General features: G+C 66.4%; 11 protein-coding genes. 7 read left to right on the plus strand and 4 right to left on the minus strand.

From position 1 onward, the window contains the following. Positions 1-280: 280 nt before the first annotated feature. Together pucL and K4G53_RS00135 are read left to right on the plus strand one after the other, a co-directional pair. Positions 281-1195 carry a factor-independent urate hydroxylase gene (gene pucL, locus K4G53_RS00130; protein WP_221383466.1) on the plus strand — a complete coding sequence of 305 codons (915 nt, stop codon included), beginning with the start codon at positions 281-283 and terminating at the stop codon, positions 1193-1195. 134 nt (positions 1196-1329) lie between these two features. Continuing rightward, on the plus strand, positions 1330-2835 hold the full coding sequence (locus tag K4G53_RS00135) for a nucleobase:cation symporter-2 family protein (protein WP_221383467.1): 1506 nt from the start codon (positions 1330-1332) through the stop codon (positions 2833-2835). Positions 2836-2927: 92 nt separating this feature from the next. Here K4G53_RS00135 and K4G53_RS00140 read toward each other — a convergent pair whose 3' ends face one another. Beyond that, positions 2928-3683: an IclR family transcriptional regulator gene (locus tag K4G53_RS00140; RefSeq protein ID WP_221383468.1), complete on the minus strand. Its 756-nt coding sequence runs from the start codon at positions 3681-3683 to the stop codon at positions 2928-2930. A gap of 220 nt (positions 3684-3903) precedes the next feature. Between K4G53_RS00140 and K4G53_RS00145 the strand changes: the two genes are divergently transcribed. Genes K4G53_RS00145 through K4G53_RS00160 form a run of 4 tightly spaced genes read left to right on the plus strand, consistent with a single transcriptional unit; the run spans position 3904 to position 9093 of the window. Next, on the plus strand, positions 3904-5355 hold the full coding sequence (locus tag K4G53_RS00145; RefSeq protein ID WP_221383469.1) for an NAD-dependent malic enzyme: 1452 nt from the start codon (positions 3904-3906) through the stop codon (positions 5353-5355). A gap of 35 nt (positions 5356-5390) precedes the next feature. Then, a complete protein-coding gene (gene aceB, locus K4G53_RS00150; RefSeq protein ID WP_221383470.1) occupies positions 5391-6989 on the plus strand; it encodes a malate synthase A in 1599 nt (532 codons plus the stop codon). A gap of 1 nt (position 6990) precedes the next feature. Beyond that, on the plus strand, positions 6991-8265 hold the full coding sequence (locus K4G53_RS00155; protein WP_221383471.1) for an aldolase: 1275 nt from the start codon (positions 6991-6993) through the stop codon (positions 8263-8265). 15 nt (positions 8266-8280) lie between these two features. Next, entirely contained in the window at positions 8281-9093 is an 813-nt protein-coding gene (locus K4G53_RS00160) for a bifunctional allantoicase/(S)-ureidoglycine aminohydrolase (protein ID WP_221383472.1), read from the plus strand. Between the two features lie 80 nt (positions 9094-9173). Here the strand turns inward: K4G53_RS00160 and K4G53_RS00165 are convergent, their stop codons facing one another. Continuing rightward, complete coding sequence (locus K4G53_RS00165; protein WP_221383473.1) at positions 9174-10355, minus strand: zinc-dependent alcohol dehydrogenase; 1182 nt, start codon at positions 10353-10355, stop codon at positions 9174-9176. 158 nt (positions 10356-10513) lie between these two features. Here K4G53_RS00165 and K4G53_RS00170 point away from each other — a divergent pair, with 158 nt between their 5' ends. Further along, complete coding sequence (locus K4G53_RS00170; RefSeq protein ID WP_221383474.1) at positions 10514-10762, plus strand: hypothetical protein; 249 nt, start codon at positions 10514-10516, stop codon at positions 10760-10762. Positions 10763-10793: 31 nt separating this feature from the next. On the opposite strand, the gene K4G53_RS00175 is transcribed toward K4G53_RS00170, so the two are convergent. Together K4G53_RS00175 and K4G53_RS00180 are read right to left on the minus strand one after the other, a co-directional pair. After that, complete coding sequence (locus tag K4G53_RS00175) at positions 10794-11504, minus strand: HAD family hydrolase (protein WP_221383475.1); 711 nt, start codon at positions 11502-11504, stop codon at positions 10794-10796. Then, complete coding sequence (locus tag K4G53_RS00180) at positions 11504-11815, minus strand: hypothetical protein (RefSeq protein WP_221383476.1); 312 nt, start codon at positions 11813-11815, stop codon at positions 11504-11506. The genes K4G53_RS00175 and K4G53_RS00180 overlap by 1 nt, the downstream gene beginning before the upstream one ends. Positions 11816-11850 lie beyond the last annotated feature (35 nt).

Raw genomic sequence — 11850 nt, forward strand, 5'->3', positions numbered from 1 at the left:
AGATGGCGACACCGTCAATAGGTACCGCCAACGCCGGGCAGCAGGGCAGTCACAAAATGAATTTTGGACTTGTGATGTACACCACCGGCTTCCAGGGGTACGCTTTTAGGCAACTCGTGGCGCAGGTCACGTAACCTGGGAGCAGCAGGCAGGGTCGTAATGAGCTGGCATCAATGGATGCCGGCTCTTTTTTGTTGGGTCGGCTCCACCGGAAACGCGCTTGAAATGCGCGCTTAATTTCAGTGATGGAACCTTGGTTCCACTTACCGGAGATTGGGAAATGACCATGAGCAGCAAGATCATCCTCGGCGAAAACCAGTACGGCAAGGCCGAAGTCCGCGTCGTCAAGATCACCAGGGACACGAACCGCCACGAGATCGAGGACCTGAACGTCACCTCGCAACTGCGGGGCGACTTCGCCGCGGCCCACCTGGAGGGCGACAACGCCCACGTGGTGGCCACGGACACCCAGAAAAACACCATCTACGCCTTCGCCCGCGACGGCATCGGCTCGCCGGAAGCATTCCTGCTGCGGCTCGGCGAGCACTTCACCTCCAGCTTCGACTGGGTCACCGGCGGCCGCTGGGAGGCCGAGTCCTACGCCTGGAACCGCATCCAGGCCCACGGCAGCGAACACGACCACTCGTTCGTCCGGAACGGCCAGGAAGTCCGCACCGCCGTCCTGGTCCGCGACGGCGCCACCAGCCACCTGGTCTCCGGCCTGAAGGACCTGACCGTCCTGAAGTCCACCCAGTCCGGCTTCGTCGGCTACCCCAGGGACCGCTACACCACACTCCCCGAGACCACCGACCGCATCCTTGCCACGGACGTTTCAGCGCGCTGGCGCTTCAAGACCGGCACCGACTTCAGCACCCTGGACTTCAACAAGAGCTACGACGACGTCAAGGGACTCCTGCTCGAAGGCTTCACCGAGAAGTACTCGCACGCCCTGCAGCAGACCCTGTTCGACATGGGCACCAAGGTCCTTGAGGCCCACAGCGAGATCGATGAGATCAAGTTCTCCATGCCGAACAAGCACCACTTCCTGGTGGACCTCTCCCCGTTCGGCCTGGACAACCCGAACGAGGTCTTCTTCGCGGCAGACCGCCCGTACGGCCTGATCGAGGCCACTGTCCAGCGCGAAGACGCTACGGCGGCCCCGGCCGCCTGGTCGGGTATCGCCGGCTTCTGCTAAAGCACGACACCAGGTTTCGACGGGCCCAACCACCACTGGCGGCTGGGCCCGTCGGGGTCACCCCACAGCTTCACCTGTTAGCCAGACAACGTTAGCCAGACGATGACGTCTGCCATGAACCCAGAAAGTCTGCCATGAACATCAGAAGGAAACCGGCCACCGCGGCCGCCGCAAAAGGCACCCAGCCAGCCCGCCCGGAGGACCAGCGGCTCCCGATTGGAAGCACGTTCGCCTACGGCTTCCAGCACGTCCTCACCATGTACGGCGGCATCATCGCCCCGCCCCTGATCATCGGCGCCGCCGCGGGAATGAACTCCCAGGACATCGGCCTCCTCATCGCGGCGTGCCTTTTCGTCGGCGGCCTCGCAACCATCCTGCAAACCGTCGGCGTCCCCTTCTTCGGATCGCAATTGCCGCTGGTCCAGGGCGTCTCCTTCGCCGGTGTTTCCACGATGGTGGCCATCGTCCACGGCGGCGGCGGGATCCAGGCCGTCTTCGGATCGGTTATCGCAGCGTCCCTGATCGGCCTGCTGATCACCCCCCTGTTCTCGAAAATCATCAGGTTCTTCCCGCCGGTAGTGACCGGAACGGTGATCACCACCATCGGCCTGACGCTGATGCCGGTCGCCGCCAACTGGGCCATGGGCGGCAACAGCAAGGCGCCCAACTACGGCAGCGTGGCCAACATCGGTTTGGCCGCGGCCACCATGGGCATCGTCCTGCTCCTGAGCAAGGTGGGCAGCGCCGCCATCTCGCGGCTGTCCATCCTGCTCGCCATGGTCCTCGGCACGCTCATCGCAGTCGTCTTCGGCATGGCCGACTTTTCCAAGGTGGGCCAGGGCGAAATCGTCGCCTTCCCCACCCCCTTCGCCTTCGGGCCGCCCACGTTTGAAGTCGCGGCCATCATCTCCATGCTGATCGTCATCCTGGTGACCCTCACCGAAACGTCCGCGGACATCATCGCCGTGGGCGAGATCGTGGGCACCAAGGTGGACTCCAAGCGGATCGGCAACGGCCTGCGTGCTGACATGCTCTCCAGTGCCGTCTCCCCGCTCTTCAATTCCTTCACCCAGAGCGCCTTCGCACAGAACGTCGGCCTGGTGGCCATTACGGGCGTCAAGAGCCGGTTCGTAGTCAGTGCCGGCGGCGTGATCCTGGTGGTCCTGGGCCTGCTGCCCGTCCTGGGCCGGGTGGTCGCGGCGGTGCCGACGCCCGTCCTGGGCGGTGCCGGCGTCGTGCTCTTCGGCACTGTCGCGGCCAGCGGCATCCGGACGCTGTCCAAGGTGGACTACAAGAACAACATGAACCTGATCGTGGTGGCAGCCTCCATCGGCTTCGGGATGATCCCCATCGCCGCCCCGGCGTTCTACGACCAGTTCCCCTCCTGGTTCGGCACCATCTTCCACTCGGGCATCAGCTCCGCCGCCGTCATGGCCATCCTGCTGAACCTGCTGTTCAACCACCTCCGCGCCGGCAATTCGGACAACCAGTCGGTGTTCGTCGCGGGCACCGAGCGGCTGGTCCGCGCCGAGGACCTCCGCTGCCTGGCAGAGGGCGACCGTTTTGAAAACGGTAAGCTCATCGACTGCGACGGCAAGGAAGTGCCCATCCAGTCAGCCGAGAAGGCGTCAGAGCACTGACACTTCCGCAATGGGCGCATGACGGCGGCCCCTCCCGAAAGGAAGGGGCCGCCGTCGCGCGTGGTTATGGCAGTCCGGGCCGCCCGGGTGCCTTAGGTGCGGTTCAGCTCGCGCGAGATGGCTTCGGCAGCTTCCCGAAGGATCGGAACGGCCTTGTCGGCAAAGTCCTCATCCACCCGCGAGACGGGGCCGGAGACCGAAATCGCCGTCGGCGTGGGGGCGTTGGGCACAGCCATGGCGAAGCAGCGGACGCCCAGCTCCTGCTCCTCCTCGTCGATGGAGTAGCCCCGCTCCCGGATGAGCTTCAGGTCGGCGAGGAGCTCTTCGACGTCGCCAATGCTCTTGGGCGTGGGGGTGGGCATACCCGCGCGGGCAACGATGCCGCGGACCGTGTCGTCGTCGAGCTGGGCGAGGATGGCCTTGCCGACGCCGGTGGCGTGGGTATGGGCGCGCCGGCCCACCTCGGTGAACATGCGCATCGAGTGCAGCGAAGGCACCTGGGCCACGTAGATCACCATGTCCGAGTCCAGCACGGCCATGTTGGAGGTCTCCCCCAGCCGGTCCACCAGGGTCTTCAGCTGCGGGCGGGCCAGTGCGCCGAGCTGCTTGTTGGCGCCTTCCCCCAGCCGGATGAGCCGCGGCCCCAGGGCGTAGCGCCGGTTGGGCAGCTGCCGGATGTAGCCCAGCGACACCAGGGTGCGCAGCAGGCGGTGGATGGTGGGCAGCGGGAGGTCCGTGGACGAGGAGAGCTCGCTGAGCGTGACGTCGCCGCCGGCATCGGTGATGAGCTCCAGCAGCTCGAAGACGCGTTCCACCGACTGAACCCCGCCAGAGGCTTTTTCTGCCATTCCGTTGTCTCCTATGGCTCGGAATCCGACAACTCTTATCCGCATCGTGAAAAGAGTTGCTTAGAACACCCAACATACAGCACGGCGCGCGCCGCGGCGACGGATGGCCGCCGGTCACATTCGAAGGGCTTGTATTTCCATAAAGTAGATAATAATATCCATAATACGAAAAGATTCGGATACGGCAGAAGCCGGTCAAGGCCCAACAGGAGGACATTCAATGGCGAACCCCAGCCCCGGAAATTCGATCACCCTGCGCGTGGAAGCACCGTCAAGCTTCACCGCCACCAGCGAGCTTGCCGCAGCCGTGGGAGCAGCAGGCGCTGCCATCACCGCGCTGGACGTCACAGAGTCCCACCACGAAACCCTCGTCGTGGACGTCACCTGCAACACCACTGACGACGCCCACGCTGAGCGCGTCAAGGACGCCCTTAACGCCCTCGACGGCGTCACGGTCCAGCACGTCTCGGACCGCACCTTCCTGATGCACCTGGGCGGAAAGCTCGAAGTCGTCCCCAAGGTGCCGCTCCGCAACCGGGACGATCTGTCCCGCGCCTACACCCCCGGCGTCGCGCGCGTCTGCCTGGCCATTGCCGAGGATCCCGCAGCCGCCCGCAACCTGACCGTCAAGCGCAACACCGTCGCTGTGGTCACCGACGGTTCCGCAGTGCTGGGCCTGGGCAACATCGGCCCCGCCGCCGCCCTGCCGGTCATGGAGGGCAAAGCCGCCCTCTTCAAGCAGTTCGCCAACGTGGACGCATGGCCCGTCTGCCTGGACACCCAGGACACCGAGGAAATCATCCGCACCGTCAAGCTGCTTGCACCCGTCTTCGGGGGCGTGAACCTAGAGGACATCGCCGCTCCGCGCTGCTTCGAGATCGAGGCCCGCCTGCGCGAGGAACTGGACATTCCGGTCTTCCACGACGACCAGCACGGCACCGCCATCGTGACCCTGGCCGCCCTGGTCAACGCCCTGCGCGTGGTGGGCAAGAAGATCGCCGACGTCAAGATCGTGGTGTCCGGGGTCGGCGCCGCCGGTTCCGCCATTATCCAGCTGCTCAAGGCCCAGGGCGCCCGGCACATCGTGGCCGCGGGCCGCTCCGGCGCCATCCACAAGGGCGAAACCTACAGTGATTCCCACCGCACCTGGATCGCTGACAACACCAACGAGGAAGGCTTCTCCGGCAGCCTGCACGAGGCCCTGGTGGGCGCCGACGTCTTCATCGGCGTCTCCGCACCGAACATCCTCGGGGAAGAGCACGTTGCCTCCATGGCCAAGGACGCCATTGTGTTCGCCATGGCCAACCCCACCCCCGAGGTGGACCCGGCAGTTGCCTCCCGGCACGCCGCCGTCGTGGCCACCGGCCGCAGCGACTTCCCCAACCAGATCAACAACGTCCTGGCCTTCCCCGGGCTCTTCCGCGGACTCCTGGACGCCGGGGCAAGCGACATCACGCCGGACATGCTGGTGGCCGCCGCAGAGGCGATCGCCAACCGGGTGAATGATAATGAGCTCAATGCGAGCTACATCATCCCGAGCATTTTCGACCCGCACGTGACCGCGGACGTCGCGGCTGCCGTCGCGGCTGCGGCCCACGCCTCAAACGTTGCAACGGCTGCCGAACCGGCCGACTCTGCCAAGGAATCAGTGCCGGCACTCGCCTCCGCCTGACCCGCCCGACTTCCAGCCAAAGGAAAGGACCAGAAATGGCCATCACCGTCACAGATCCCCGGCCCATCGCCCGCGCGGAGGAGATCCTCACCCCGAAGGCACTGGCCTTCCTGGAGGAACTCCACACCCGCTTCGCAGGCACCCGCAACGAGCTCCTGGCGGCCCGCTCCGCCAAGCGGCAGCGCGTGGCAGAGACCGGCAAGCTGGACTTCCTGCCGGAGACCAAGGACGTGCGCGACGGCGACTGGAAAGTTGCGCCCGCCCCGGCAGCCTTGCAGGACCGCCGGGTGGAGATGACCGGGCCTGCGTCACCGGCAAAGATGGCCATCAATGCCCTGAACTCCGGCGCCAAGGTGTGGCTGGCGGACCTCGAGGACGCCAGCACACCCACCTGGGCCAATGTCATCGACGCCATCCTGAACCTGCGGGATGCCGCCCAGGGCACCCTCAGCTACACCTCGGATGAGGGCAAGGAGTACCGCCTGCGCACCGACGCGCCGCTCGCCGTCGTGGTGGCCCGCCCCCGCGGCTGGCACATGCAGGAAAAGCACCTCCTCGTCAACGGCGAGCCCGCCGTTGGTGCGCTGGTGGACTTTGGCCTGCACTTCTTCCACATCGCCAAGCAGCTGGTGCTGAACGGCCAGGGCCCGTACTACTACCTGCCCAAGATGGAGAGCCACCTTGAAGCCCGGCTGTGGAACGACGTCTTCGTCTTCGCCCAGGACTACCTCGGCCTGAACCAGGGCACCATCCGGGCCACGGTCCTGATCGAAACCATCCCCGCCGCCTTCGAGATGGATGAGATCCTCTACGAGCTGCGTGACCACGCCTCCGGCCTGAACGCCGGCCGCTGGGACTACCTTTTCAGCATCATCAAGTACTTCCGCGACGCCGGCGAGGAATTCGTCCTGCCGGACCGGGCCTCCGTGGTGATGACCGCCCCGTTCATGCGCGCCTACACCGAGCTGCTGGTCAAGACCTGCCACAAGCGCGGCGCCTTCGCCATGGGCGGCATGGCAGCAGTCATCCCCAACCGCCGCCACCCCGAGGTCACCGCAGCCGCCTTCGAGAAGGTGCGTGCGGACAAGACCCGCGAGGCAAACGACGGCTTCGACGGCTCCTGGGTTGCCCACCCGGACCTGGTCCCCACCTGCCGGGAAGTCTTCGACTCCGTGCTCGGTGACAAGCCGAACCAGGTGGACAAGCAACGCCCGGAAGTATCGGTCACCGCGGAACAGCTGCTTGACGTCCAGTCCGCCGACGGCCAGGTCACCGAGGCGGGCCTCCGACTGAACCTGTATGTCGCCGTCGCCTACACCGCCGTGTGGCTGTCCGGAAACGGCGCCGTGGCCATCCACAACCTGATGGAGGACGCCGCCACGGCGGAGATCTCCCGCTCGCAGGTATGGCAGCAGATCCGCAACAAGTCGATCCTGGCCGACACCGGAAACACGGTGACCAGGGAACTGGTGGAAAAGATCCTGGCCGAAGAGACCGAACGCCTCCGCACCGAATTCGGTGACGAGGCCTTCCGCCGCTACTACCAGCCGGCCAGCGAACTGATCGCGGACATCTGTCTCTCGGACGACTACACGGACTTCCTCACCACTCCGGCCTACGAACTGGTGGACTGAGATGACAGCACCCAAGCCCTCGCTCTCGGCGGGGGACCTCGCGTCCATTGATGGGCAACTGGCCGCCACGGACCGGCTCCTGGAGCGGAACTACCCGGGCGACGACGGCTCCCGCCAGCCCGTGCACACCGTGTACGTGCCCGCGGACCGTTTCACGCCGTCGTTCGCCGCCGACTGGGGCGCCCAGGCGGCGGCGACCGCGGAAGCGCACGGCGGATTCGAAAAGCTGGGCCTGCTCCTGGGCCAGGAAGCGGGCCTCGCCGGGGCCGTCGCCGCCCGCGTGGCCGCCAAGCTGGCCACGGAACCGATCGAGGACCTGCGCCTGGACTTCGAGGACGGCTTCGGGGACAGGGGCGACGACGCCGAGGACGCCGCCGCGGTTGCTGCGGCGTCCACAGTGGCAGCGGCAGTCGCGGCGGGCTCGGCTCCCCCGTTCATCGGCATCCGCTTCAAATGCTTCGAAGCGGCCACCCGCGCGCGTGGCCTGCGGACACTGGACCTGTTCGTCTCGGGCCTCGCCGCAGCCGGCGAGCTGCCCGACGGACTGGTCCTGACCCTGCCCAAGGTGACCACCGTGGCCCAGGTGAAGGCCATGGACTACGCGGTGTCCCGGCTGGAGGAGGTCCATTCGCTCCCCGCGGGCCGGCTCCGCTTCGAAGTCCAGGTGGAAACGCCGCAGCTGATCCTGGGTCCGGAAGGAACGTCGCCGGTGGCCCAGCTGCCGCACGCCGTGCCCGGGCGCATCAGCGGCCTGCACTACGGCACGTACGACTACTCCGCGTCCCTGCAGATCTCCGCCGAGTACCAGTCCATGGAGCACCCGGTGGCCGACTTCGCCAAGGAAGTCATGCAGCTGGCCGTGGCCGGGACCGGGATCCGGCTCTCCGACGGCTCCACCAACATCATCCCTGTGGGTGACAACGTGGAGAACGCCTGGCAGCTGCACGGCCGCCTGGTCCGGCGGTCATTGGAGCGCGGCTATTACCAGGGCTGGGACCTGCACCACGCCCAGCTGCCCAGCCGCTTTGCCGCCACCTACGCCTTCTACCGCGAAGGCCTGCCGGCCGCCGCCGCCCGCCTGCGCAACTACGTGGAGCGCACCGAAGGCGGCGTCATGGACGAACCCGCCACCGCCCGAGCGCTGGCCGCCTTCGTTCTTCGCGGGGTCCAGTGCGGCGCCGTCGGTGCCGAGGAAGTCCAGGCGCTTGCCGGCGTCGGAATTCCCCAGCTCACGGGGCTGGCGCACCCCCGGCTCGCCACCACTTCCAACTCCTAAGCAAAGGATCCTTTGATGGGCAAGTACTACTCCCCCAGCGGCGGACTGCCGCCGCAGACCCACCTCACCACCGAGCGGGCCATCGTCACCGAGGCGTACACGGTGATCCCGAAGGGCGTGATGACGGACATCGTCACGTCCAACCTGCCCGGCTTCACCAACACCCGCTCCTGGATCATTGCCCGCCCCATCTCGGGCTTCGCCACCACGTTCTCCCAGCTGATCGTTGAGATCGGCCCGGGCGGCGGCGCCCCCAAGGCCGAATTCGAGGCCGGCGTGGAAGGCGTCGTCTTCGTCACCAGGGGCAAGGTCAACCTCACCCTCGACGGCGAACTGCACCAGCTCGAGGAAGGCGGCTACGCCTACTTGGCTGCCGGTGCTGAGTGGGGCCTGGAGAACGTCTCTGACGACGTTGTGTCCTTCCACTGGATCCGGAAGGCCTACGAGCGCCTTGAGGGGTACGAAGCCAAGTCCTTCGTCACGAACGAAAAGGACGTTGAACCCACGTCCATGCCGGACACCAACGACGTCTGGAAGACCACCCGCTTCACGGACTCCAACGACCTTGCGCACGACATGCAGGTGAACATCGTGACGTTCCAGCCCGGCGGCGTCATCCCGTTCCCGGAGACCCACGTGATGGAACACGGCCTCTACGTCCTGGAGGGCAAGGCCATGTACCTGCTCAACAACGACTGGGTTGAGGTGGAGGCCGGCGACTTCATGTGGCTGCGCGCCTTCTGCCCGCAGGCCTGCTACGCCGGCGGGCCGGGCGAGTTCCGCTACCTGTTGTACAAGGACATGAACCGCCAGGTGAAGCTGACCTAGGCTTTCCGCAGGCCCAGCGTGACACAACAGCAGGCGCCGTTATGGACCTCCATAACGGCGCCTGCTGCTGGTTTAGCGGCTCAGGCCGCCGGGTTGAGGACCACCTTGATGCAGCCGTCTTCCTTCTTCTGGAACTTCTCGTAGAGTGCCGGCGCACCGTCGAGGTTGGAGCGGTGGGTGACCAGGTCCATCACACCCAGCGGATCGGCGTCGTCCTCCACCAGCGGCAGCAGCTGGTCTGTCCAGCGCCGCACGTTGCACTGGCCCATCCGCACCTGGAGTTGCTTGTCGAACATGGTGAGCATCGGCATGGGGCTGGCCTGTCCCCCGTACACGCCGCTCAGCGAGAGCGTGCCGCCCCGGCGCACAGCGTCGATGGAGGCGTGCAGCGCGGCCAGGCGGTCCACCCCGCCGGTCTCCATCGCCTTCTGCGCCAGCTTGTCCGGCAGGAGCCCCAGCGCCTGGTGGGCGAAACCGGCCACGGGCGAGCCGTGGGCTTCCATTCCGACGGCGTCAACCACCGCGTCCGGGCCTCGCCCGCCGGTCATCTCCCGGAGTTCGTCGCCGATGGTTTTGCTGTAGTCCAGCGTTTCCACACCGTGCCGGGCAGCCATGGCGCGGCGTTCGGGGACGGGGTCGACGCCGATCACGCGGAAGCCCTGGTGCACGCCGATCCGGCCGGCGAACTGGCCCACGGGTCCCAAACCGAACACGGTCAGGGTTCCGCCCGCCGGAACGTTCGCGTATTCCACGGCCTGCCAGGCGGTGGGAAGGATGTCCGAGAGGAACAGGTACCGCTCGTCCGGAAGCTCGCTGCCCACCTTGACCGGGCCGTAGTCGGCGTGCGGCACGCGCAGGTACTCAGCTTGGCCGCCAGGGACGGAGCCGTAGAGTTCGGAGTAGCCAAAGAGCGCCGCGCCCGAGCCTTTCTCCCGCACCTGGGTGGTTTCACACTGGGACTGCAGGCCTTGCTTGCACATGAAGCAGGAGCCGCAGGAGATGTTGAACGGGACCACCACGCGGTCGCCCTTGCGGAGGTTGGAGACGCCACTGCCCACCTCCTCCACAATGCCCATCGGCTCGTGGCCGATCACGTCGCCTTTGTGCATGTAGGGGCCCAGGACTTCGTACAGGTGCAGGTCCGAGCCGCAGATGGCGGTGGACGTGATCCGGATGATCGCATCCGTCGGTTCCTGGATGACCGGATCGGGCACTTCTTCCACACTTACCGACCGTTTTCCTTGCCACGTCAGTGCTTTCACAGTCTCCCTTTCGTTGCAGAGTGTCCTTCGACGCTATCTGCTTTTCGCAGGAAAAGTAAGCATGCTGATCAAATACTTGTGGTCCGTGGCCGCTGCTTCTAGCGTTGGAAGGGCCACGTACCCAGGCATGACCGGATTGCGAACGAAAGAGGAACGCCATGTCGCTGTACCAGCCGGAACCAGTCGAGATCTCCACGCGCATGCGGCCGGGCGAGTGGACCGAAGCCAGCCTGGCGGAACTGGTGAACACCTACCGCACCCGGATCAGCGAGATGGGCGCGCCGGCCGCCGATATCGTTACCGACGTCGAGCGGAACGACGACGGGTCCGTCAAGGTGGCCGTGTCCTGGGCCAAGCCCGCGGTGGCAGGGGGGGAGGGCCCGGTGCCGGGCGGCCAGCCGCTCTAAGGCCAGCCGCTCCGAGGCAAGCCGGCGGTCCTCAGGGGTTCGGCTGCAGGGCCAGGAGCCGGCCGATCACGCTGGAGCCAAGGTTGTCCAGCAGGTCGCGGGGGCCGCTGTAGACCTCGGCGGCCCCGGCATCCCGGAGTTCTGCCGCGTTGATTCCCCCGCAGGTCAGCCCAATCGAAGGGATGCCCAGCGCCGCGGCTGCCTTCATGTCCCAGACCGCGTCCCCCACGTAGACAGCGTCCCCGGCGTCCATGCCGACGGCGTCCAGCGCCGCCTGGAGGATGTCGGGGGCCGGCTTGCTTTCCGCCGCGTCGTTGGCGCTGGTGGCAGCGTCGATGAAGGCATCGGCATCCAGCACCTGGCGCATCACCTGGAGGTCCTTCTCTCGGGCCGATGAGGCGAGCGCCACCGCCAGGCCGCCGGCGTGGCATTGGCCCAGGAGGTCCTTCACGCCGTCGAACGGCCGAAGGGAAGGCCAGTGCGAGGCATACAGCGCGCCATGGCTGGCCATAATGTCTTCATCCTCGGAACGGTCCCGGCCGTCAGGAAGCAGGTTGTCCACGAGCCTGACTCCGCCCATCCCCACGAAGTGGTGGATGTTGGCCATGGGCACATCGTAGCCGTACTGCCGGAACGCACCCCACCACGAGAGGGTGTGGATGTAGGACGAATCGATCAGCGTCCCGTCGACGTCAAAGAGAACCCCCCGGCGGCGGCCGCCAGGGGGTGGTGCGGCGGCCATCAGCCCACTACCGCCCCACGTGCCGTGGGCAATTTCTTGTGTGCCGCAGGCACCTTCTTGCGCCTCGCCGCTTCCTCCTTGGGTACGCTGACAGGCCGCACGCGGTCACGGATGACAGAGCCCGCACCGTCGTGGCTCTTGTCCCGGATCAGGCCGGTGCCGGCAATTTCGCGCGCCATGGCGACGCCGGCGACAGCCGCCCTCTTGGTTGGAAAGGTCACTGAGATGGCCATCAGGTTACCGGCCCCGTCCAGCATCCTGAGGCGGTAACCACCGTCGGGGGCGTCCACGAGCTCAAAATGTCCGGCCATTGCTATCACTCCTCGGTCAATCACGGCGCGATGCT

It is taken from the genome of Arthrobacter sp. MAHUQ-56, assembly GCF_019710585.1.
Taxonomy (GTDB): domain Bacteria; phylum Actinomycetota; class Actinomycetes; order Actinomycetales; family Micrococcaceae; genus Arthrobacter.